This is a genomic window from Ciceribacter sp. L1K23 (assembly GCF_018122705.1).
Classification (GTDB): Bacteria; Pseudomonadota; Alphaproteobacteria; order Rhizobiales; family Rhizobiaceae; genus Allorhizobium.
In genome coordinates this window covers 3,172,617-3,194,875 of record NZ_JAGRRC010000001.1, presented here as the reverse complement: position 1 = coordinate 3,194,875, position 22,259 = coordinate 3,172,617, and the positions used below count along the sequence as shown (strand labels likewise).

The following is a 22,259-nucleotide window of genomic DNA, read 5'->3' as shown; positions in this document are numbered from 1 at the left end:
CGTCAGATGTTCTCGCCGACGGCGGCGCTTTCCCGCGCCAGTTCTTCTTCCCGCTCATGGCGATTGTAGCGGAGGGAAGACCAAAGCGAGAGGCCGATGAGGGCCGCGCCACCCAATCCGGTGATGACTTCCGGAATATGGAACAGCGTCTGGACGTACATGATGACCGAGAGGATCAGGATCGCGTAAAACGCACCATGCTCCAGGTAGCGGTATTCGGCCAGCGTGCCCTTCTCCACCAGCATGATCGTCATCGAACGCACATACATGGCCCCAATTCCAAGGCCGATCGCGATGATGAAGAGGTTCTGCGTCAGCGCGAAGGCTCCGATCACACCGTCGAACGAGAAGCTGGCGTCGAGCACTTCTAGATAGAGGAACGCGCCGAAACCGCCTTTGGCGGCGCCCTCCAGCATCTCTTGGCTCCGGTCGAGAATACCGCCCAGAACCTCGACCAGCAGGAACGTCAGCAGCCCCCAGATAGCCGCATGAAAGAAGACATTTGCCGCGGCCGGACCAAGATCCGGCTCGTTGATGCTGCCGATGATACGCGAAAAGATCAGCATGATGACCAGGACGACGGCGATCTCTATCCCCTTGACCGAGGAATAGATCGACGCCTTTTCCTCGATCCACTGCACCCAGTGAACGTCCTTTTCCTGATCGAAGAAGAACTTCAGGCCGACCATCATCAGGAAGGTGCCGCCGAAGGCCGCGATCGGGAGATGGGCGTCATGCATGATCTCCGCGTAGCGCTCCGGCTGCGTCGCCGCCATCACCATGGCCGTCCATGGACCGACATTGGCCGCGATCACGACGATCAGAAGCGGGAAGATAACCCGCATGCCGAAGACGGCGATGATGATGCCCCACGTCAGGAAGCGATGCTGCCAGACCGGCGTCATGTCCTTCAGCTTGTTGGCGTTCACGATCGCATTGTCGAAGGAGAGAGAGATCTCGAGAACGGCAAGCACGACACAAATGAAGAAGACCGTCGCCGTGCCGCCGATGGTACCGGTCGTCTGCCAACCCAAGAGGCCACCAAGCAAGAGACCGAAGACAGTAACGATGAAGGCCCAGCGAAAATAGGAGAGCGTGGTTTTTGCTTCCATCGGTTGCGCGCTCATGCCCCGAGCTCCGAAGTGGAGGATATCGTGATGGAGAGGGTACGATTGATCGAAGAGGTTCGCGCTTTGCACGCACGCGCAAGGAGCATGATCCATGTGTTCATGTTTTGAAATCCGCCGGCTCATCTTGCTGGCGGTACCGACATCACGAGAGCGCCGTAAACTCTCGCCAGAGGGGCCCGGCACCAGAAGGTCTGGGCCATAACGATAATTTGATTAGGACCCAGCCTCTTTTCACCGAACGGTGGCCTTCGGTCAAGTGCCGCAACACAAGTGCGGCATCTATATTCCAACTGAAACATGGACCACGTTTCGATCCAGGCTGGCTGCGCCCAACCTTTTAGCCCGTACCCGGCTCCACCGCGTCCGATGGCTTATCAGGCAGTGTGCCTGCACCCGGCGTCTTCTCCTTGTCGATGAGTGACGGTTTGTCGTGCGGACCAGCCGGTGGCGTGCTTTCGGCGTGGCGCTGGTCTTTTGTGCGGTGCTGCTTTTGTTCGGCCATGATCGTCTCCTGATGTGAGGAGTAGATGCAACTCGGCTTCCTTGCCTAAGTTCCAGGTCAGCCAATCACCGGCGGAGATTCAACGGCATAGTGCCGGCTGCCGCGACCGCAAAGATAGACCTCCCGCTCGGGATGGGCGACGATATCGAACCCGGAGCTGCGCAGCATGGCTTCCGTCGCGGCTGTATTGGGAATGAGCCAGTTCGTCGGGTCCGAGGCATAGCGTTCCTCGACGAAAAACAGCGTCGGATAATCAGGCTTGTCGAAGACATCCCAATTCCCGAAGTCGTAATTTTCCTCCAGCGGACTGGTTCGCCCGTCACCACGCTGCAGGCTTTGAAAGAGCAACAAGTCATCGACAACATGATCGTACAAAAGGTCGAGAGCCAGCAATGGATGGCGCAGGTGATAGAAGACACCCATGAAGATCACGAGATCGAAACGCTCGTTAAGTTTTCCGATGTCGTAAACCGACATCTCGCGAAACTCGATATCCAGGTCGCAATGGCCGGCGGCGAACCTTGCCTGTCGGAGATAATGCGGATCGGCGTCTATGCCCACCACGCGTCCGGCATTCCGCCTTTTCATCTCCATGCTGTAAAAGCCGGCATTACAGCCGACATCAAGCACGCTTCGGCCCTCAAGATCTGCTGGCAGGACATGTTGAAAGCCCTCCCATTTGAAGCGGGGGTAATCGCCGAGAAAGTGGTCCGGCGCGGTCTCCACTCCACCGATCTCCATGTTCTGGAACCACGGACCGAGGCGCTCGATTTCACGTCGAAGACCGTCGTTGGCTTGTGCTGCACTGGATTTCATTCGCTCACGCCCTCACAGCAACATCGCGGCCGCGCAGCGGCGAGCCTACGCGTAGGTTGGATTCCTGATGAGTGTCTGCTTCACCTCCCCTCGCCGCAAACCAGTCGACGGTTCGCTGCAGTCCCTCCACCAGGGGGATGGTTGGCTCCCAGCCAAGTACCTGTTTCGCCCGCGAGATGTCTGGTTTGCGCCTGCGCGGGTCATCCTCGGGCAGGCTCTCGAAGACTATAGGTCCCGCATGCGGCACCAATTCCCGAACGACGCCGGCCAGTCCGTTGACGGAAAGCTCAGCGGGATTGCCTAGATTGACCGGCAGGCCAGGATTTTCGTCCGCCTGCATCAGTGCAATCAGCCCCTGAACGAGATCGCTGACATAGCAGAAGGATCGTGTCTGCTCGCCCGTGCCGTAGACGGTCATCGGACGGCCGGCGAGTGCCTGGACAATGAGATTGGACACGATACGACCGTCGTCGGGCCGCATTCGCGGACCATAGGTATTGAAGATGCGGGCCACTCTCGTGTCGACAGCGCCTGAGCGAAGCAGATCGAAGCAAAGCGCCTCGGCCGCCCGCTTGCCTTCGTCATAGCAGGCGCGTGGTCCGGTGCAGTTGACATTGCCGCGATAGTCCTCTCGCTGCGGATGCTCTTCGGGATCACCGTAGACTTCGCTTGTGGACGCTTGCACGAAGGTCGCCCCAAGGCGAGCCGCTATTGCAAGCAAGTTCCCGGTCCCAATGACGCAGGTCATCATCGTGTGTACGGGGTCGGCCTGATAATGGGGAGGAGAGGCCGCGCACGCCAGGTTGTAGATCTGATCGACGGGCTGTCTCCAATCCCTGACGTCGCATATGTCCGCTTCGACCAGACGGAAGTTGGGATGGTTCATGAGAGGCGCGATATTGCTTTTTCGGCCTGTCAGGAAACTGTCCACACAGGTCACCAGGTGACCGCGCGCGAGAAGTTCGTCACAGAGATGGGAGCCAATAAATCCAGCTCCTCCTGCGATCAGGACGTCGAGATGTTTTTTGGCGCGAATATCTTCAAGCATTTCTGTTCTCCGGCCTAGGCGCTCTGACGCGCTGTCACGGGGCTGTTGATGAGGCTTGGCGTAATGGCTCGGAGTGTTTCAACGAGCTCGATTGCGCGCGCCCTCCCCGTATGGCTGTGGGCCACGATTGCGTGCGCGGTTTCCCCCATCGCCTTCCGATCTTCCTCTTTCGTCGCCGTAAGCACATCCACGACCTCCTCGGTGGTGCGGGCGATAACGATTGCTTCCCCCTCAGGAAACAACTCGTCGAGCCCCGGCCACCAATCGCTGATGACAGGCGTAGCGCACGCTGCCGCTTCGAACAGGCGCACGCTCGGCGACCAGCCTGCGGCGATCATGTCCGCGCGAGTGACGTTGAGGGTGAAGCGCTGACGGCTGTAGAAGGAAGCATGCTCGGCAGGTGGCAGATGATCGATGCGTTCCACATTTGGTGGCCAGTCGATTGCTTCGGGATACTGAGGGCCGGCAACCACGAACCGCTTGTCCGGAAGCCGTCGCGCTGGTTCGATGAGAAACCTCTCCAGTGTCGGCTGCCGGTCCGGGCTGTAGGTTCCGAGATAACCGAGATCCCATAGTGTCGGATCGTCTGTCCGGTGATAGGGGTCTGTGTCGACGGAGCAATAAAGCGCGATAGGGTTGGGCGTGCCGTAACGATCTCTCAGAACGTCGAGAAGGCGCCCGCCGGTAAAGCTGAAATAGGCGTCGAACAACGAAAACTGTCGAGCCTCGATATATTCGACCTTGCCCGTTTCGACACTCGCAAGTGTCACCGGGGTGTCGATGTCGTAAAAGCAAAGCCGCTTAAGGTCGAGCCGCACCAACTCATCGATGACTGCGATGCCGGCGGGCACATAGGAACCGACAATTACGGCATCGGCGCTCCGCAAACGCTCCGCATAAAGGCTGATCATCGAGTCGATGTCGGAGTAGTAGGCGAGCTCACAAAAATCCGGCTCCGCAAGATCGCGTGCCTCGGCATACCAGGGCACATCCCGCTCGAGGAAAAGGACTCGATGGCCCTCCTCGGCGAGCCCGCGGATAAGCGAGCGATAGGTCGTTGCGTGACCGTTCCCCCATGAGGAGGAAAGCGACAGGCCGACGATGACGATGTCGAGCTTGGAAGTCATGCCGCTACCTCCTTTCGCGCCTCTTTCCAGGTACGGAACAGGCGATCCGCGAGCTCTGCCCGATGCGCATAGGTATGCTCCGCGAGCACGCGAGCGAGTGCCTTCCGGCCGATGGCTTCAGCCTTTTCGCGTGTCAGCCCGTCCAGCAATTCGGCGACATCATGGCCGTCGCGCGCAACCAGGATCTCCTCGCCCGGCTTCAGAAAGAGGTCGATGCCGCGCCAGTCGTCAGTGATGAGACAAGCACCGGCTCCGGCCGCCTCGAAGACCCGCGTGGCGGGCGAAAAGCCGGTTTCAGCCATGCTGGAGCGGGAAATGTTGAGCACCGCCATCGGCGTGACGTTGAATGCATTGTGCTGCTCGGTACCGACATGACCGATATAGCGCACGTTCGGCGTCATCGTCTTGTCACTCCAGCCGGAGCCACCCAAGACGAACCGCCTCCCGGGGACCTTCGACGTCGGTTCGAAGAAGAACTGCCGGACCCTGTCTTCACGATCCGGCAGACGGTTCCCCAGAAAGGCGAGATCGGCTGCGAAGACGTCCTGTCGGTCTACCGGATGATGCGTCTCCGGATCGAGCGCGTTGTAGATCGGCACGCAATCCTTGGCCCCTAAGTCACGGTAGGTTGCAACGACAGGATCGCCCCCGCCATAGGTCAACACCATGTCGAAGCACCCGAGGGAACGTCGCAAGGGATGATCGGGAGCTTCCTTTAATTCGGCCAGCGTGGCCGGGGCATCGACATCCCAGAATATCTTCATCGCGTCCGGCCGGGCGTTCTCCAGGAGCTGGCTCATCAGGACGTCGTCTTCGAAACCGACACCGCTTGCCTTGACGACGATATCTGCGTCACGGGCACACGCAGCCACACGGCGGAGTGCCCCGATACTGCCCTCGTAGACCACCACCTTGCACCAATCCGGCGGCTCGATATCGCGATGCTTCTGTCGGTCGTAAACATCGGGCTCGTAAAAGGTGATGTCATATCCCTTCATTGCAAGCGACTTGAGCATTCCCCGATAGTAGGTCGCCGCCCCGTTCCAATAGGAGGACACAAGGCTCGAACCGTAAAAGGCGATTTTCATTCCGCGGCCTCCTTTTTCTTTGCCAGGACGGACGTTTCCCCCGAGAGCTGCAGGAGAATGTGCATCAGCTCATCGACGCGATGGCGGCAGGTGTGCCGCGCGCGAATGGTCTCCAGACCGGAGCGGCGGAGCTCGTTCGACAGGTCTTTATCGTTGAGAACGTCCCGCAGCCGCTGCTTCATTTCCGAACCGTTGCGGGCGACCAGGAAGTCTGTACCCGGACGAAACAGTCCTTCTGAATCCTCCCAGGGCGCCGACACGAGAGGAATGCCGCAGGCCAAAGCCTCGAACACCCGTATCGTCGGGATACCCGGCAAGCTTTCGACATAGGGCCGGCGGGGAATATGCACGGTCACCCGATGCCTAGCGAAGAGCGCCGGCACCTCGGCATTTGCGATCCAACCCTGGTAGGCGATGCCGGCCTCGGCCAGGGCCGCAACGGCATGGGACGGATAACGCACGCCGCGGACCGTGGTATCGAGGCCCAGATCCTTCGCGGGTTCGACCAGGAAATCGATGATCTCGGCGGACCGCTCGTCATCTCCCCAGTTTCCGACCCAGACGAGATCCGCAGTCGCCTCCACCTCCGGCATGGGCCGGAAAAGCCGTTCGTCCGCCGCCTCATGCCACGTGAACACCTGCCGGCCCCAGCCTGCATCGAGGTAGCGTTGACGGAGGGTTTCACCGAAGGCGAGGATTCCATCGTAGCCAGCAAGTTGGAGCGAAGAGATGTCCGTCTCGGATGACACGGCTCGATGATGCGTATCATGGAAGAGCAGCTGGAAAGACGCGCCGGCGGCACGCAGGCTTCCGAGCCTCGAGATCAGCGCCGGATCGGTCCACTCGTGAACGACCACCACGTCCGCACCCGCCAGAACCGCCTCGTGGTCGAAGCTTTCATCGTAGGCTATGGATCGCAGAAGCGGAAACGTTTCGTGGAACTTGAGAAGCGCGGTTTCCCCTTGATCGGACAAGAGATTTTCAAGGCTCCACGACCCTTTCGGTTCGAGAGCGAGGGCCTTGTGCCCACGTGACTGCAGCTCGCTCATGACGCCGCGAAGGAAGTGGGCGTTGCCATGGTTCCAGTCGGACACCAGGGAATGCGTGTAGAAGACGAACTTCATTGCTACTCCGCTGCCTTGAGGTCGAAATTCGATCTGAGAAGATCACGATAGAGAGCGGCCATCGCCACAGCCTGAGACTGGGCGCTGAACGCCATCGAACGCACGCGCGCCCTGGCACCTAGCTCGGCACGCCGGACAGGGTCGCTTGACAAGGCATTCACCGCTTCGGCCAGGGCTCCTGGATCGCGCGGGTCGAAGAACACGGCGTTCGAGCCCCAGAGTTCGCGATAGGTCGGAATATCGGCAAGCACGAGCGCCGCGCCCGTGCGCGCAGCCTCCAGAACGGCAAGCCCGAACGGTTCGTAGAGCGAGGGGGAGACGAATATCGCGGCGTTCCGGACAATCGCGACGGTTTCCCGATGATCACGTTCTCCTGCGGGCATCAGGTGGTGCAACGCAAGTCTCTGCCCCATCGGTCCTTCCGTCGCGCCGATGAGCCTGACGGGCCAGTCGAGCAGAGGGGCGGCCAAATCCAGCACCGCTCCGTTCTTACCATCGTCCCACCAGCGGCCGACAGCAGCGACATAATTGTGTTTGTTTGTCTCCTCGCCGGAGGCTCGACTTGCGTTATGGACAACGGTCAGCGCCTCGATGCCGTAGGTGCGCCGAAGTTGTGTGGCATGGCTACGGCTTGGAGCGACAGCAACGTCGCTGTTCAGCAGCCCCCGCCGATTGACATCGACGTGCCAGCGCCAATCCGGCGGTGGCGCATGACCCCGAACTGCGCCAAACCATGTCGGCACGCAGGAGTGTGACATAACGAGGATCGGCACAGACGCTTGCAGTCCGGCTGCTTGCGACGGGAGGTTCAGGTGGACGAGGTCGGCGTCCGCGTCTTTGATCGCGCGACGAAGAATATCCGGGATCTCCGCCAGAGCTTCAGCATCGGAGGCCATCCAGTCCAATGGAGCGTCACACCAGAGAAGCTGTCCCCACCTCTCCGCTTCGAGGCGCTGGTGTAAGGCCGGCTCCGGCCCGAACCCCGCAAAAACGAACTCGAATCCCTGACCGGCAAGCGAGGCCGAAAGGTCCATGGCGTAGCGCCACACCCCGCCCACGGCGTCCAAACTCATCAGGACACGCAGAGGCATTTCACGCGCTCCGGTCATGCCCGCACCCGGTCCGGCACATTGGCCGGCAGATCCATGTCGAAGCGGTGGCGTGCCAGCCATTCTGCGAGATGCCTCAGCCCGCTTCGCCACAGCATCCGAGGCTGCCAGCCCACCACCGCCTGGAGATTTCGTGTGTCCGCGACGAAATAGAGTTGGTCTCCCGGACGCCATTCCGAAAAGGAGGCGTCGACCGTCGCCCCGCACACCAGCTCGATCTCCCGCAGGATTTCGAGAAGGCTCACGGCATTGCCAGGGCCGCCTCCGAGGTTGAACGCTCGTCCTTTGACTTGCTCGATACCGGCGAGTGTCAGCCTGTAGGCAGCCACGGCATCGGATACATGCAGAATGTCTCTAACCTGTTTGCCGTTGCCGTAGATCGTAATCGAATCTCCGGCCAGCGCACGGATCAGGAAGTGGGCAACCCATCCCTGGTCCTCGGTTCCCATCTGGTGGGGACCGTAAATGCAGCTCATCCTTAGCGCCGCGTTCGGCAGGTCGAAGGATTTGGCATAGTCTAGAATGTATTGATCGGCGACGCCCTTCGAGCAACCATAGGGAGTGCAGAAGTCCAGAGGACGGCTTTCACCGACACCGTGGCTACGTATCGCTTCCGCCGCAGGCACATAACGGTCATCCGCCTCCAGAAGCCTGATGTCCTCGAGCGCCCCGTACACCTTGTTGGTGCTCGAGAAGATGACCGGCGTTTTTCGCCCGGTCTTTCGGACAGCTTCCAGGACATTCAGCGTCCCCCGGGCATTCGTTTCGAAGTCATCTATGGGATCGCCGAGGCTGGTCGTGACGGCCGTCTGAGCCGCCAAATGAAAAACGGCCCGGGCATCTCCCAGAACGTCCTCCATCGTGTGCTGATCGCGCACGTCGGCGAGAACCGGGTGCACCTTGTCCCCGTACCGGGCCCGTAGCCAGGCAAGGTTCCGGTCGACGCCCGCGCGACCCAGATTGTCCACCACCAGCACGTCCTCGCCTTCAGCCAGGAAGCTCTCGGCAAGGTTCGTGCCGATGAAGCCGCATCCGCCGGTGATCGCGATGGGTCTTACGGCAGCGCCAATATGCGGTGTCGCGAGTGTTGTCACCTCGCTCACACGGGACAACCCGCCCTCCGATAGGAGACGCGCGAGAAGTTTCGGCGGCCCGTCATGATGGACCGCGCCGAGATGATAGTGGCGAGGATCGAACCAGAGTCCTTCCTGAACGGCGATGTCAGGCGGGACGTCACGCCACGCATACCAGTACACGCGCTCAGCCGGCACCTGGAGTGCGGTTACAAAGCGACGGACCTGCTCCATCTCGTCGTTACGCCAGGTGGAGTAACCGGTTTCCGTGATCCAGGTTTGCGCTTGAGGGTTATATCGGTCCAGCACCCGGCGCATTTCGCCGAGATGCATGTCCCAACCGCCCCACGATCCCTCTTCGCTGTCCCAGGTTCCCGGGAAACCGTGAAAGCCGACGGCGTCCACGACACCCAGCACACCGCGTTCGCCCATGAGGTTGAGCCAATAGGGGTCGAATGGGCATGGACCTCCCAGAACCGGCTTCCACCCCCTTTGCTTGGCCCAATAGGCCGCAGCGCCGATCATTTCGGAAAACAGCAGGAAATCCTGATCCGCACGCCAGTCCCAGTCGAGCAGATTGTTCGGCTCGTTCCAAAGCTCGACGTGAGAAAAATGCCGTCCGTAGCGCGTCAGCACATGGTCGATGAAATCAGCATAGGATTTGAGGTCGATGGGCGCGCCGGACGCCTTGCCGGTCCGCGACATCGACGGCGGCGTGTAGTGAATGCACGGCAGAAGATCAAATCTCTTGGCGATCTCGGGGATGAGCCAGTCGAACCATTGCTCACCCCCCGGGGCAAGATATTCCGCCCACGACAGGTGCGTTCGCAGACACGAGGCACCGGAGGCGGACATTTCGGCAAGGATGGCCTCGGACCGTTCGTAGTCGCCCGTGCGAAACCACTCTACGAAACCGAACTTCGCATCGCTTTCTGCTGCCTTCATGATACGAGGCCTCGCTCTTCCAGCTCTGCGCGCATTTCCGTTCCACGATCGATCGCGGCGGTGCTACGAACCCAGTCGGCCAGTTCCCGGAGCGTATCCTCGAGACGGTAGTGTGGCTCGAAACGCAGCAGCGTTCGCGCCTTCGAAATATCCGCGTAGCAGTTCCGGATGTCGCCGGAGCGAGAGCGATGAAGGATTTCCGGCGCGATGTGCGGCACACCCATCGCAGACGCCAGCAGAGCCGCGACTTCAGAGATCGGATAGGATCGACCACTGCCGATGTTGAAAACCTGGCCAGCCGCCTCGGGGCTTTCCATGGCGAGGCGAAAGGCGCGGGCCACATCACGTACGTGCACGAAGTCGCGCCTCTGATTGCCATCCTCGAAGATCATCGGCGGGCGACCATTGGCAAGGCGGGAGGCGAAGTTCGCGAGCACGCCGGTATAAGGGTTCGACAGTGCTTGCCCGGCCCCGAATACGTTGAACAATCTCAACGCGACAGCATCGATCCCGTACGCCTCGCCGAAGATAAGGACCTGCTTCTCCTGCGCATATTTTGTCAGGGCATAGATGGAGGCGAGATCAACAGGCTTCTGCTCATCCGTTGGATAGGGCGTCAGTACATCGCCGTCGGGACCGACGGGGTCCCATACACCGGAACGGATGTCGGATGCTTTGCGACGCGCCGCACCCATGCGGCGACCATCGGCGTTGGTATAGAGGCCCTCGCCATAAACGCTCATCGATGACGCGACAACGATCCGTCTGATCGGCTGCTTGATCATTGCTTCAAGCAGGACCGCGGTTCCAAGGTCATTGGCACCGACATACCGGGCGATCTCGTACATGGACTGGCCAACACCGACTTCAGCCGCCAGATGGATGACCGCATCCACTCCGCGCAAGGCCTCGGAAACCGCGGTCGGGTCCGTCATCTCCCCCTGAATGAAATCGACGCCGTCTGGAATGTTCGCGGAACCCTGGTGCACCTGATCTATCAGGGCATCGAGGATGCGGACGGCATAGCCCTTTGCCTGAAGCTCTTCGACGACGTAGCGGCCGATGAAGCCGCAGCCGCCGGTGACCAGAACGTTCCGATTCATGAATTCACCCCGGGGTTGGTTGATGCTGATGCTGCAGACCGAACCGGGCGACCACCGAATTGTTCCCGCTTGTTCTTCAGCTACGCCTCTGCAAGGCGGCATGCTTTCCGGGAACTTTCAGCGGCGGTTCCTGTTGATGGACGACACGTCGCAACACATCCTACGGTGGGAAGGAACAGCTGACATGACCACGACGAAGAGCAAGGTCCTGGCGGAGGAATACATGCGTCTCGGCGGTAAGCGTCTCGCCAAGATCGATGACAACATCACCAAGGTGCGCAAGTGGGAAGACGATCCGCCTGCCGCCGAGCAGTTCTGGCAAGAGCATATTGCCGTTCTCGACGACAAAGGCAGACGAGATGTGGAGTTCTATCTCCCCGATATCAACGCGGACTGACGTTCCTGAGCGGCCGTCACGAGATCAGATCGGGCGGCCGTAAATCCGATCCAGCGCGGCGGCCACCTTGATGAGTTCCTCCGCCTGCGGATTGAAGGTCGGTCTTTGGACCAGATCTTTCGCCCAATGCACCGCAGCCCTGCCACCCCAATCCTCGGGTTCATCGTGAAGTATCCGATGCGAGGTGCCAGTCAGTTGCCGCGTTTCGAAGTCGTAAAACGATCCGCCTTTGTTCGAGAAGCTTGCTCCTCCCTTGGTGCCGTGAAATTTGCAGGAAATTACGGCGTCCTGCCCGGCATGAAGACCCCACGAGCAGGCGAGACGGATAACGGTTCCGTTGTAGAGCACCAGAGTGGCCCAGGCGGCATCTTCGACGCCGTCCGCTTGGCTGCCCCACGGTCTGCCCTTCTGGAACAGCTGGCTGTGGGCGTGGAGAATATCGGGAAAATCGAGAACCCAGAGTGCAAGGTCGACGAGATGGACGCCGAGGTCGATCACGCATCCGCCGCCCGATTGGTCGCGGTCGTAGAACCACGACTTGTCCGGGCCATATGCATTGTGAAAGACGACATCGACCGCAAAGACATCGCCGAGCTCGCCTTGCGCCACCAGTTCGCGAACCTTTTGCATCCCGCCCGTCTGGCGGTAGGACAGATCGATGCCTAACAGACGATCCGCTGTCCTTGCCGCATCAACGACCTTCTTCGTCTCCGCCGTGTTCCGTCCAAGAGGCTTTTGGCAGAAGACCGGAATGCCCCGCTCGAGTGCCGCGAGGGATTGCGCGGCATGTTGGGCGCTGGGTGTCGCGATGACGACACCGTCAAGCTCGTGATCGAAAACGTCCTCGAAGCTGGAGACCTGAACGGCCTCCGGGACCAGTCGTCCAGCCTCCGTGCGCACCGTCGGCGCCGGATCGCAGATGACCGTTGCCTCAGCCACATTACTGGAAATGATCGCCTCCATCCGGTGGCGCCCGATCCAGCCGGTACCAACAAACGCAAGGCGCAACGGCTTTTCGAGGGTTTTCAACGCCTTTGCGGCACTGGTGGCACTCATGGAAAAATCACCATGGCTTTCAGGAAACCTTCCGGCCTGTCACGGGTCGCATCAAGGGCCGTGTCCAACCGTTCCAGCGGATAGCGATGGGTCAGATACGGGCCGGGATCGAGACGTCCCTCTGCGCATGCCTCGATAGCCTCGCGCATCCCGTCGACGTAGATCGCCGGATCCCGTTCGTGCGCGTTGATGACGTCGAGCCCCCTCCAGTTCCACAGCTGCATATTCACCTGTCGCGGGCCATCCTGGTGATAGCCGGCAATAACCAACCGACCCCTCTCGCGGGTAAGCTCGGCGGCAAGGTCCAGAGGCCACTGGTGTCCGATCGCCTCTATGACCACGTCGCAGAATTGTCCACCCGTCAGGGATCGAACCTCCTCGATGATCTGGTCGTGGTCATGAAGTGCTATCGTGTGGGAAGCGCCGGCCTGGACGGCCAGCCTCCGGGAAAAGTCCCGCCGTGAAATCGCGATCACCTTCGCTCCGGCATCGACGCAGAGCTGGATCAGCAGCAGCCCGATAAAGCCAGCGCCGATCACCGCGACGGTATCTCCCGACCGGATCTGGCTGCGGCGGAAAATGTTCATCGCACAGCCGAGCGGCTCGCCGGGAAAGGGTCGACCGGCCATGCTCGCCGGCAGTTTCACGACCGCATCCTCAGGCGCGACATCGTATTCGGCATAGGCGTGATGCGATAAGACGGCGACCGGATCGCCTTGCGACAAGCCGGTTACCCCCTCTCCGATAGCATCGATCTCTCCCCAGCCCTCATGCCCGAGGCCACCCGGTTCTGTCGGAAAGGTCATCCATTCCGGGCCGGACCAGGGTCCGAGGTTGGAGGCGCAGACCCCGCAGCCCGCAAGCCGGACACGCACCTGATGCGGCCCCGGGGTGGGAACCGGGACGACTTGAATGTCGATTTTGCCGGGGCCAACCAGTCGCGCGGCCTTCATTCTGGTGGTGACCTGAGACCCCGCAAAATCCATAAGCCTTCTCCTTCTTCTGGCACCTACACGCCGCCTAACCACGACGCGCGCCAGCGGTTCCCGTTGATCATGAAGAAGATGGTGGATTTGGTGGTCCCACGCCGGGCAACCCGGAGAGCGGCCCGGCGTGGCAGTTTCATCCGCTCAGACGTCGGCGCGATATCCGCTATCCTTGACACGCAGATTGTTCTGGACGTGCCGGACGCCCGAGACGCTTTCGGCGCAATCTTCGGCGCGTCGCTTGTCACGGCGGCTCGATACCTGCCCGTCAAGCGTTACTTCTGCCCCCTGAACGGACACCTGAACGTCGGAGGCATCGAGAGCGTGGTCGTCGCTCAGCCTGTCATTCACATCTTCGGCAATCCGATCGTCGGAGCGTGTATAGCCCTTTGGACCCTTTCCGCGATGGTTATCCGCCTCACGCCGGTTTTCGGCCTGCTCGTCACCGAACCACGACCTCACCTCGTCGCCGGCGCGATCGAGGAAGTCTCGCTGATCGTCGCGCGATCTGCCGCGTGCGTAGCCGCCCCGGTACGATGGGTTGTCGGAGGGATAAAAGCCACTGTCGGCATAACGAGCGGAGTCCGATCGCCCGCCGAAATCCCGTCTCGCGTAGTCGCTCTGATAACCCAGATCGTCCGTGGTCCAGTCCTCGCGGCCCATGCGGGGATAGCGCGAACCCGAGTAGCTGCCGCCGCTACCGCCTTCATAGCCGTAGTCACGACCGCTTGCCCCAACCCGACGCGGATCGCGCGGATCGAATGGATCATAATCGCCGGCGCGGTCGTGTTCCCTCTCCCACATACGTCCGCGACCACTGTCGTTTCGTTCATATCCTCTGTCGTTGGCCATGGTTATGTCTCCTTGGTTTCCTCTGTCGGGGATCGCGCCCCGCCCTAGTCGAACCAGTCCGCTGGATAGGTGTTCCGTGACCATTTCGTGGCAGGGTCGAGCAGGGAACTTCGTCTCGTGCCGCGAATTGGAAGAGAACTAGAAAGGGAGCCCCACCATGGACAAGAACAGTCCCGACGACACGAACGTAAACCCGATCTGGGACGCCGCCCTTGGTAGCGATACCAACACCGGCGTCCTCAGACTCCTACTCGGTCTTCTGGTATTTTTCGCAGCCGGTGCCCTTGCATCGTTCCTGATCGCATGAAGGCGCTAGACGGGTGCGGCAGCCTTCTCGGCGCGGTTGGCGGTCCCTCCGCGCATCGCCGATCGACCGCTCACGGACACAGCAGGAGAGCCACGACCCAGACCGGCATATGAGAGACCGGCATCAGCAACCGCCTTAGGATCGAAGAGGTTTCTAAAGTCGAATACCATCCGGCCTCGCATGGACTTGGCAAGGCGTCCAAGATCAAGCCGAGCATAGTCGGCCCATTCGGTGAGAACCACAAGCGCATCCGCCATCTCCGCGGCCTCAAATGGGGTGTCGCACCACACGATCCCCGGCAGCAAAGGTCTTGCACGGTCGCCGGCCTTTGGATCGTGAGCTCTTATGTGGACCCCCGCCGCCTGCAGTATGGGAACTATGGTCAGCGCGGCGGCCTCTCGCATGTCGTCGGTGTTGGCCTTGAATGCAGTTCCGAGGATCGCGACGGTCTTGCCACGACTGTCGGCACCGAGATGTGTGAGAATACGCGTCGCCAGGCTTCTCTTGCGTGACTCATTGGCCTCAATCAACGTCTCGATCAGCCTCTGTGCCACACCGAGCCGACGTGCCGTCGCGGCAAAGGAGCGCGTGTCCTTGGGGAAGCATGAGCCACCAAAGCCTGGACCTGCGTTGAGAAATTCGCGGCCGATCCTGCGATCGAGGCCAATTGCCTCTGCAATCGCCAACACGTCGCCCCCGGTCGATTCACAGAGGTCGGCGACCTCGTTGATGAACCCGATCTTGAGCGCCAGAAAAGCATTGGCCGCGCATTTCGTGAGTTCGGCATCGACTGTGCTCGTCTTCACGTACGGAATTCTACGACGCGTGAGAGGCTCATAAAGCCGTTCAAGATGAGACGCAGATCGTTCGTCGTCAGCGCCACAGACGATGCGGTCGGCTGTAAAGAAGTCATCAATGGCCGATCCCTCGCGCAGAAACTCTGGATTTGCAGCCACTTTAATGTCGTCGTCACCACGGACGGTGGCGATCAGCTTGGTGATATGGCGTGCAGTTCCTGCCTCGACCGTCGATTTGATAACCACCACAGTATCAGGCGCAAGGCTTCTCGCAATGTCGCGTGCGACGGTTTCGACATGGGAGAGATCGACGCCACCGTCAGCCAGGGACGGCGTTCCGACCGTAACGAACACCATATCGACATGCTGCACCGCAGGGTCGATGGTGTCATGGAAAGAGAGACGGCCACGGCCGACATTCCTAGTCACCAGTTCATCAAGCCCGGGCTCATAGATCGGCAATTGACTACGTCTCAAATCGGCGATTCTGCCCTTGTCGACGTCATAAACTCGAACCTGATATCCCAAGTCCGCGAGGCAGGCACCTGTCGTCAAACCGACGTAACCCGCTCCGATCATCGTTACCTTCATGTCATGCCTCTCTTCCTGCGCGGCCAACGTGGTCGCGGCTCCCGACCGAACCGAGGCGCGTGAATTAGGTTCCGGAAGAAGCTGATGAGGAAGTTATTGAAGAAGATGCAAGAACAAACCAGGTGCCCCTGCCGCTGGCGGCCGTGTCAATCCCGACCAGCGAGCTGCCTCGAAAGCTCTTTCCGTTCACGACGCCCGGTGATCTGAACGGTCCTCGGCTCACAAGGAGACACGGTTTGCGTCCCCCCTTCGTCTGAAACGCGGAACGTCCGGCTTGCGCCGATGAGAAGCTCCTCCGACGCATAGTCCGCCACCACAAGAACGTCGACCCGGATGCCGGGCTGCAAACCGCCCGGAGGCAGTGACTGGCTGCAGGCTCTCTCGATGATCTCGCGGAAGCTGCCGATACTGATGTATTCGCCCGATAACAGCGGTCCCTGGTGCGTCCGTTGACGCTGATCGCTTGCGTGATCATCAGCTCTGCGACCTGCGACATCGAGAATGGGTGCCACGCCTTTGACATGAGGCATATCCACCGTCGCGATCACGTTTTCGATGTAGAGTGATTCAGCACTCATGTTGGAAACGAAGCAGGAGGAATCGAGACCCCGTCCGACCGCCCTCGCAATGATGATCCTCGGCCGCGTGCTGCGGCGAAAGGTTTTCACAAAGACATGCAGGTAGACCAGCCACACGACCAGCATGCCGAGATTGATTCCGACGTTGAGCGGTTCGCTCCAGGTACTGATCCAGTCCGCCATAGCACCATCACGCGCCGTATTCGTCGATGACGCGAGCGCCTCTCTGCCGCGTGAGATAAAGCCATATCCACTGAACGGTGACGAGCATCCGCTTCTCGAAGTTTATCAGCAGGTAGACGTGCACGATCGCCCACAAGATCCACGCGGGAAAACCCTTCAGTTTCCAGTTGCCCGACTCGAAAATGGCCGCGTTTCGGCCGATCACGGCCGTGGCGCCCCGGTTGCGAAACCGGAATGGCTCTGCCGGTGCGTTTGTCGGCGGGTGTCGGAGCATGCGACCGAGATAATGACCCTCCTGTTTTGCGACCTGGGCCAGCGCCGGCAGGGGCTTGCCGTTGTCATCGGGCAACAGCGCCGCATCGCCGACGACGTAAATGTTCGAGAATGCCTTGACCCGCAGGTCCGCTTCGACGGGAACGCGCCCACCCTGCCCCGCCTCGATCCCCAGCCATTGGGCCACGGGTGACGCTTTGACGCCGGCGCCCCAGACGATGCACCCGGTATTGATGGTCTCGTCCCTGGTCACAACGCTCGTCGGCGTCATCGTTTCAACCGGCGAGCAGGTTCTGACTTCGACCCCCATCTTCTCAAGGCGCTGACGAGCGTAACGAACCAGTTTTACATCAAAGCCGTTCAGAATGTCCGGTGATGCCTCCAGCAGCAGAACGCGGAATTCGTTCCGCGAAAGGTTGCGAAAATCGCGCTTTATCAAAAACTGCCCCAGTTCCGCGATCGAACCCGCCATCTCCACCCCTGTCGGTCCTCCGCCGACGATGACGTTCGTCAGAAGAGCTTTCCGCTTGGCGGCATCGGCAGTAATTTCGGCCTTCTCGAACGTCAGAAGCAGACGTTCCCGGATTTGCCGCGCCTCCCTGTTGCTCTTCAGCCCCGGTGCTATCGACGGCCATGTCTCATGGCCGAAGTAATTGTAGACAGACCCCGTCGCAAGGACGAGCTGATCGTAACTGACTGGCAATCCTTCGCGCAAAACGACACGCTGATGTTCCACGTCGATGTCCTGGACCTCGCCGAGAATGACGCCGATATTGCGATAGCGGGCGAGGCTTTGCCGGATGGGCTCGGAAATGTCTGCCGGCGAGAGCGCCGCAGTTGCGACTTGGTAGAGAAGCGGCTGGAAGAGATTATGATTGCGTCGGTCGATCAGCACCACGTCGACATCACTGCCTCCTAGTGCACGCGCGCAAGCAAGCCCGCCGAAACCACCTCCGACAATGACCACCCGCCTGCGCGCGCTCTCAGCCGTGTTGGGCGCTGGCGACGTTATTTCGGAGCGGTTATGCACATCGATCATGGAGCATTCTTCCGTAGTGGGAAAAGTGGAGCGTCGCCGCAAAGACAATGGCTTGGACGGCTGTGTTTCCAACCACTGACCTTCGGCGAGGTTCCAGACCCTGCGGCTTCGTATGGACTTTTCGTCTAGCGTGTTTCAGCCATGCCGCTGATAGAAGTGCGTTCTGAGCGACGGGTCGACTGTCGGTCGTCCTCTCCCATCTCCTCCTTCAGCCGCTGCCTCGCCCTGTTCATCCGGCTCTTGACCGTTCCGACCGCGCAACCGCATGCCTTTGCGGTGTCCTCGTAACTCTCGCCCAGAATGACGACCATCACCAGGACCTCCCGGTATGCCTCGGGAAGCCGCATCAAGGCGGCGTAAACTTCCTTCCCCCGTGCACTCCACTCCTGACCAGGGGCGATGACGAGGCTTTCCAACATGCCCTGCGGCATGCCGACCATCTCGCGACCGCTTTTCCGGTATTTTGTACTGAAGGTATTGCGCATGATGGTGAAGAGCCAGGATTTGAGCCGGGTACCCTCCGTATATTGATCGAAATTCGCGATGGCGCGCGTGAGCGTTTCCTGAACGAGATCATCAGCATCTTCCGGATGCGGACAAAAGAATCTGGCAAATGCCCGCAACGCCGGGATGAGTTCGACAACCTGCTCTCGGCCCATTGAAAAATCCTAACTTGGCTTGAAATTCGGTTTCCCCTCAACTGCTCCCCTAGGCGCAATGTACCGCGTTCGCTTTGGTTCCACTCCTGCGCGAATTTACAGGGGAAACCAAACCTTGTGGTAGAATGATACGGACTCGTGGGCAAATGCGCTCCCGAAAGTGTCTGGGGAACAGGCATCACCGCATTCGGTTAGAAGCCAGACATGCAGACACAGAGGAGCAAATCCATGTCGAAACACAGAGAAATGAAGGCTGTCGTGCTGGCCCTTTTTGTCATCGTCGCTGCCGGCCTTTTCTTCTTCGCCGTCCGGGCGCCCGAGCCGGCCGATACTATTCGCGTTGAAGAACCTTATGTTCGGACCGAAGACTTGCCGCCGTCTGCGGTCGAGGACGAAACCAGTGCTCCGGCGCTGTCCGAGCCGGCGGAATAAGGTGGAGGACGCCGTTCCTCCCTTACCCCCAGCAGATCGCGCAACTCTGTTTCGCTGCGACGTTCGACCATGAAAAGGCGCAGCAGCAGAGCCGCGACGTTCTCGTCACCAATGGCCGAACAATAGTCGCTGCGCTGGCGCCTGAGTGACTTCATCACCATTCGAAGCATCGATAAATCTTTGGCCGACACGGCTCGATCAGTTGTCATGGGGCAACTCCCCCGCGGGCGTAACCGCAATGTCTTTCACCGCTCCAGAATGGGCGAGATTGCCTAGGACAGTGGACCCATTGCGTCAGCGGATCAAACCGGCTTCGCGTAAGTTTGGTTCCATATGCGGAGACGAAAGACTTCGCCGAATGGCTGACAAATCCAGGGCATGATTTATCGCGTATGCCTTCTGCAGACTATTTCCCGCGCGCGACGAGGACCAGATGCGAGACGAAAAACGACAAAGCGGGAAAGGTGCGACTGATACCGATCTCGAAAAGGCGGTATCGGAACTTCTAACGGAACTGAAAACGATACCCGTACCCGCCAAGATAATGGAGCTTGCCGAAGAACTGCAAAAGCGCCTCGACGATAAAGGCGAATTACGGTCGGGATGATAATCCCACGGAACCTTGAACCGGCCGGAGGAACAAAGGTAACGGCCGCATGGTTGGACTCTCGAAGGGAGACCATCCATGCACACGACACTTATTACCGCAATCGCTCTCACGTTTACGCCGGCCGCGGTGCTCGCACAAACGCCGCAGCCGTCACCGGCAACGGAGATACCGACACCTCCTACACCCGCCGACGCGCCCCAGGGAGAAGCACCAGCGCCGGACGAGTTCGCCGCAAGGGCGGCATCGTCGAACCTTTTGGAAATCAAGACGGCTGAACTCGCTCTAAAGCGCAGCGCCGATCCGTTCGTCACAGATTATGCGAGGCAATTGATCGCCGACCACCGGAAAGTGCAATCCGAGCTTGAAGCTGCAGCCCGGGCGCAGTCGGTGACAGTCGATTTTGCCTTGGACTCTTCGCAGACACAGAAGCTGAACGCGCTGACCTCGGCGTCCGACGCCGACTTCGATTCAGCCTTTCTCTCTGCTCAGATGGTGTCCCACCAATCCGCCATGGCGCTTGTCGCGCTTTACGCAGATCGCGGTGCCGCCGGACCTTTGAAGGCGTACGCCCAGTCAGTCTATCCGACATTACGCACGCATTTCCTGAAGGCCCGAACCGGTGCCAATGACTAGATCAGGCCACCAACAAGGCCGCCGCGGCAACCGCTCCGGCAAACAAAAGATACGCGAAGGCGAACAAAAGGCCGTCGTGGGTCATGAGCGCTAGGCCGAGAACGGCAACAAACATGCCGGCGATGGAGCTGGAGAAGGGCACCAATTCCATCGCCGGCATGCAGACGGCGATGAGGAGACACATCAGGCCGGCAAGTCTTACCGAGACCGGATTGGCGAACCATTCGAGACGCCGGCTGCTGAACCGGTCGATAACACCGGCGACCGGACGGACCCACCCGACGGCACGCTTGGCACGTCCGGCGGAAATACCGGACGTACCCAACCGTTTCGGAAGCCAGATCGTGCTGCGACCCAGCATGATCTGAAGGCTGACCAGACCGATTACCAGTCCCAGGAAGGTTGGTACTGTCGGTATGCCGCTCAGCGGTGACAGGATGGCAAGACCCGGCAAAAGGATAAGAGGCGCACTGGCCCTCCTGCCCGCGATCTCCTGAATAGCGGCGATCGTCAGGCGCTCGTCGCGGTCGCATGCATCATCTATGCTGTCGAGCAGCGCTGTTACGTCATCCGCCACAGTGTCGCCTCCACGTCGGCTCCGGCCTCAGGCCGGAGGTGGATAAGGTGCCTCTGAAAGAAGACGGGCCAGATGAAGGGCGTTCGATACCGCCATGTTGACCGTTGTCTTCACTTTCTCGGGGATCTCGTCCAGATCGACTAGATTGACCGACGACATCGCTTCACCGACCCAATAGCCAACAGCATTGGGCGGAAGCGTGTAGCCGACGTCGTTCAGCGCCTGATAGAGTTCGGCTGAAACGTGATGTGCGCCGTCCTCATTGCCGACGACACCGACTAGGGCAACCTTTCCGAACGTAGGCATGCGACCCGAATCGTCTGTCTCTCCGAGAAACGCATCCATTCGCTCCAGCGCACGTTTGCACACGCTGGAGGGCTGGCCCATCCAGATGGGCGTCGCCATCACAAGAATATCGGCATCCATGAGCTGCTGCCGGATGGAGGGCCAGGCATCGCCGCCGCCTTCGTCGGCGCTTACGCCCGGCTTGATGTCATGGTCCACCAACCGGATGATGGGAAGTTCGATCGACGATCGGGCAAACGCTGCCCGAAATTGTTCCAGCAGAAAATCCGTCGATGAGGCCGCGGTATTCCCGCTCGGTTTCAGTGTCGCATTGAATGCGAGGGCTTTAAGCGTCACTGGCGGCTCCCTTTGGATGAGTTGTCATCGTCACCCGTTTTCAACCCGTCGGAGACCGTCTTCTTCCGGGGATCCTGAAGGTTTTCTCCAACAGCATCACGATCGTGGTCGGGATCATCCTTGGCTGGAAGATAGCCGCTCGGGGTGTTTTCCTGCGGCCCTTCCCATCGCGGTGACTGATCGGTCGTGCCGGCGGCCCCGTCACGTGGTTTTTTGATAGCCATCTTATTGCTCCTCGTTCCTGCGCCGGTTGGACGGCATTAGGTGATGACGTCTATCGTCCCACTCACCACACCCCGGACCCTCCGGCCGACATCGGCCTCTCCGTCCTCCAGGATCACGGTGAAGAGTTTCTCGTTGAGGAAGGCGGAACCGTTTATAGTCGACACCCCTTCCGCAGGCTTCGCGTCCCGTTGGGGAAAATCACCCTCGGCCTGGGCCGCAACAAGTCTGGCGTCGCCAGGCGATACCGCACAGACGCGCACCTCTCCCTGGAAAATCGCATTCTGCCAGTTCGGATCCGAAGGAGGAGCCTGCGGCACAAGGCGGTAAATCTTCAGTTGCGTATCCATCATGGACCTC

At 60.1% G+C, this 22,259-nt stretch carries 26 protein-coding genes; 5 read left to right on the top strand and 21 right to left on the bottom strand.

Annotated features, from left to right (window positions below; all coding sequences use genetic code 11):
- Positions 1-2: 2 nt before the first annotated feature.
- The 10 genes from J5J10_RS15450 to J5J10_RS15405 all read right to left on the bottom strand — a co-directional run bounded on the left by J5J10_RS15450 (position 3) and on the right by J5J10_RS15405 (position 11,065).
- A complete protein-coding gene (locus tag J5J10_RS15450; RefSeq protein ID WP_211930533.1) occupies positions 3-1,127 on the bottom strand; it encodes a DUF475 domain-containing protein in 1,125 nt (374 codons plus the stop codon).
- A 340-nt stretch (positions 1,128-1,467) separates the two neighbouring features.
- Positions 1,468-1,632 (bottom strand): hypothetical protein, encoded by a 165-nt coding sequence (locus J5J10_RS15445; RefSeq protein WP_211930532.1) that lies wholly within the window; start codon positions 1,630-1,632, stop codon positions 1,468-1,470.
- A gap of 57 nt (positions 1,633-1,689) precedes the next feature.
- Positions 1,690-2,448, bottom strand: coding sequence for a TIGR04290 family methyltransferase (locus J5J10_RS15440; RefSeq protein WP_211930531.1), 759 nt, complete (start codon positions 2,446-2,448; stop codon positions 1,690-1,692).
- Positions 2,449-2,452: 4 nt separating this feature from the next.
- A complete protein-coding gene (locus J5J10_RS15435) occupies positions 2,453-3,496 on the bottom strand; it encodes a UDP-glucuronic acid decarboxylase family protein (protein WP_211930530.1) in 1,044 nt (347 codons plus the stop codon).
- Positions 3,497-3,510: 14 nt separating this feature from the next.
- Positions 3,511-4,623 carry a glycosyltransferase gene (locus tag J5J10_RS15430; RefSeq protein ID WP_211930529.1) on the bottom strand — a complete coding sequence of 371 codons (1,113 nt, stop codon included), beginning with the start codon at positions 4,621-4,623 and terminating at the stop codon, positions 3,511-3,513.
- Positions 4,620-5,711: a glycosyltransferase gene (locus J5J10_RS15425; protein ID WP_211930528.1), complete on the bottom strand. Its 1,092-nt coding sequence runs from the start codon at positions 5,709-5,711 to the stop codon at positions 4,620-4,622. The genes J5J10_RS15430 and J5J10_RS15425 overlap by 4 nt, the downstream gene beginning before the upstream one ends.
- The gene (locus tag J5J10_RS15420) at positions 5,708-6,835 is read right to left on the bottom strand and encodes a glycosyltransferase (RefSeq protein WP_211930527.1); all 1,128 of its coding nucleotides are present in this window, start codon (positions 6,833-6,835) and stop codon (positions 5,708-5,710) included. The genes J5J10_RS15425 and J5J10_RS15420 overlap by 4 nt, the downstream gene beginning before the upstream one ends.
- Positions 6,836-6,837: 2 nt before the next feature.
- Positions 6,838-7,926 carry a glycosyltransferase family 4 protein gene (locus J5J10_RS15415; RefSeq protein ID WP_249116756.1) on the bottom strand — a complete coding sequence of 363 codons (1,089 nt, stop codon included), beginning with the start codon at positions 7,924-7,926 and terminating at the stop codon, positions 6,838-6,840.
- Between the two features lie 14 nt (positions 7,927-7,940).
- Positions 7,941-9,962: an NAD-dependent epimerase/dehydratase family protein gene (locus J5J10_RS15410; RefSeq protein ID WP_211930526.1), complete on the bottom strand. Its 2,022-nt coding sequence runs from the start codon at positions 9,960-9,962 to the stop codon at positions 7,941-7,943.
- The gene (locus J5J10_RS15405) at positions 9,959-11,065 is read right to left on the bottom strand and encodes an NAD-dependent epimerase/dehydratase family protein (RefSeq protein ID WP_211930525.1); all 1,107 of its coding nucleotides are present in this window, start codon (positions 11,063-11,065) and stop codon (positions 9,959-9,961) included. The genes J5J10_RS15410 and J5J10_RS15405 overlap by 4 nt, the downstream gene beginning before the upstream one ends.
- Positions 11,066-11,249: 184 nt before the next feature.
- Between J5J10_RS15405 and J5J10_RS15400 the strand changes: the two genes are divergently transcribed.
- Positions 11,250-11,462 carry a hypothetical protein gene (locus tag J5J10_RS15400; protein WP_211931264.1) on the top strand — a complete coding sequence of 71 codons (213 nt, stop codon included), beginning with the start codon at positions 11,250-11,252 and terminating at the stop codon, positions 11,460-11,462.
- A 24-nt stretch (positions 11,463-11,486) separates the two neighbouring features.
- Here J5J10_RS15400 and J5J10_RS15395 read toward each other — a convergent pair whose 3' ends face one another.
- The 3 genes from J5J10_RS15395 to J5J10_RS15385 form a co-directional block, all read right to left on the bottom strand.
- Positions 11,487-12,518: a Gfo/Idh/MocA family oxidoreductase gene (locus J5J10_RS15395; RefSeq protein WP_211930524.1), complete on the bottom strand. Its 1,032-nt coding sequence runs from the start codon at positions 12,516-12,518 to the stop codon at positions 11,487-11,489.
- Positions 12,515-13,504, bottom strand: a complete 990-nt coding sequence (locus J5J10_RS15390; RefSeq protein WP_211930523.1) for a zinc-binding dehydrogenase — start codon at positions 13,502-13,504, stop codon at positions 12,515-12,517. The genes J5J10_RS15395 and J5J10_RS15390 overlap by 4 nt, the downstream gene beginning before the upstream one ends.
- A gap of 144 nt (positions 13,505-13,648) precedes the next feature.
- Positions 13,649-14,356, bottom strand: coding sequence for a BON domain-containing protein (locus J5J10_RS15385; RefSeq protein ID WP_249116755.1), 708 nt, complete (start codon positions 14,354-14,356; stop codon positions 13,649-13,651).
- A gap of 157 nt (positions 14,357-14,513) precedes the next feature.
- Here J5J10_RS15385 and J5J10_RS15380 point away from each other — a divergent pair, with 157 nt between their 5' ends.
- Positions 14,514-14,663, top strand: coding sequence for a hypothetical protein (locus J5J10_RS15380; protein ID WP_211930522.1), 150 nt, complete (start codon positions 14,514-14,516; stop codon positions 14,661-14,663).
- 5 nt (positions 14,664-14,668) lie between these two features.
- On the opposite strand, the gene J5J10_RS15375 is transcribed toward J5J10_RS15380, so the two are convergent.
- The 4 genes from J5J10_RS15375 to J5J10_RS15360 all read right to left on the bottom strand — a co-directional run bounded on the left by J5J10_RS15375 (position 14,669) and on the right by J5J10_RS15360 (position 18,783).
- The gene (locus J5J10_RS15375; RefSeq protein WP_211930521.1) at positions 14,669-16,051 is read right to left on the bottom strand and encodes a UDP-glucose/GDP-mannose dehydrogenase family protein; all 1,383 of its coding nucleotides are present in this window, start codon (positions 16,049-16,051) and stop codon (positions 14,669-14,671) included.
- A gap of 146 nt (positions 16,052-16,197) precedes the next feature.
- Positions 16,198-16,812: a hypothetical protein gene (locus J5J10_RS15370; RefSeq protein ID WP_211930520.1), complete on the bottom strand. Its 615-nt coding sequence runs from the start codon at positions 16,810-16,812 to the stop codon at positions 16,198-16,200.
- Positions 16,813-16,819: 7 nt separating this feature from the next.
- A complete protein-coding gene (locus J5J10_RS15365; protein ID WP_211930519.1) occupies positions 16,820-18,124 on the bottom strand; it encodes an NAD(P)/FAD-dependent oxidoreductase in 1,305 nt (434 codons plus the stop codon).
- 125 nt (positions 18,125-18,249) lie between these two features.
- Positions 18,250-18,783 (bottom strand): sigma-70 family RNA polymerase sigma factor, encoded by a 534-nt coding sequence (locus J5J10_RS15360; protein ID WP_211930518.1) that lies wholly within the window; start codon positions 18,781-18,783, stop codon positions 18,250-18,252.
- A 228-nt stretch (positions 18,784-19,011) separates the two neighbouring features.
- On the opposite strand from J5J10_RS15360, the gene J5J10_RS15355 reads away from it, so the two are divergent.
- The 3 genes from J5J10_RS15355 to J5J10_RS15345 all read left to right on the top strand — a co-directional run bounded on the left by J5J10_RS15355 (position 19,012) and on the right by J5J10_RS15345 (position 20,458).
- Entirely contained in the window at positions 19,012-19,215 is a 204-nt protein-coding gene (locus J5J10_RS15355) for a hypothetical protein (RefSeq protein ID WP_211930517.1), read from the top strand.
- A 433-nt stretch (positions 19,216-19,648) separates the two neighbouring features.
- On the top strand, positions 19,649-19,822 hold the full coding sequence (locus tag J5J10_RS15350; protein WP_211930516.1) for a hypothetical protein: 174 nt from the start codon (positions 19,649-19,651) through the stop codon (positions 19,820-19,822).
- A 78-nt stretch (positions 19,823-19,900) separates the two neighbouring features.
- Positions 19,901-20,458, top strand: coding sequence for a DUF4142 domain-containing protein (locus tag J5J10_RS15345; RefSeq protein WP_211930515.1), 558 nt, complete (start codon positions 19,901-19,903; stop codon positions 20,456-20,458).
- Position 20,459: 1 nt separating this feature from the next.
- Here J5J10_RS15345 and J5J10_RS15340 read toward each other — a convergent pair whose 3' ends face one another.
- Genes J5J10_RS15340 through J5J10_RS15325 form a run of 4 tightly spaced genes read right to left on the bottom strand, consistent with a single transcriptional unit; the run spans position 20,460 to position 22,249 of the window.
- Positions 20,460-21,035, bottom strand: a complete 576-nt coding sequence (locus J5J10_RS15340; protein ID WP_208552476.1) for an exopolysaccharide biosynthesis protein — start codon at positions 21,033-21,035, stop codon at positions 20,460-20,462.
- Positions 21,036-21,062: 27 nt separating this feature from the next.
- Entirely contained in the window at positions 21,063-21,677 is a 615-nt protein-coding gene (locus tag J5J10_RS15335) for an NAD(P)H-dependent oxidoreductase (RefSeq protein WP_211930514.1), read from the bottom strand.
- Positions 21,674-21,901 carry a hypothetical protein gene (locus J5J10_RS15330; RefSeq protein ID WP_208552472.1) on the bottom strand — a complete coding sequence of 76 codons (228 nt, stop codon included), beginning with the start codon at positions 21,899-21,901 and terminating at the stop codon, positions 21,674-21,676. Before J5J10_RS15330 ends, J5J10_RS15335 begins: the two co-directional genes overlap by 4 nt.
- A 36-nt stretch (positions 21,902-21,937) precedes the next feature.
- Entirely contained in the window at positions 21,938-22,249 is a 312-nt protein-coding gene (locus tag J5J10_RS15325) for a hypothetical protein (RefSeq protein ID WP_211930513.1), read from the bottom strand.
- Positions 22,250-22,259 lie beyond the last annotated feature (10 nt).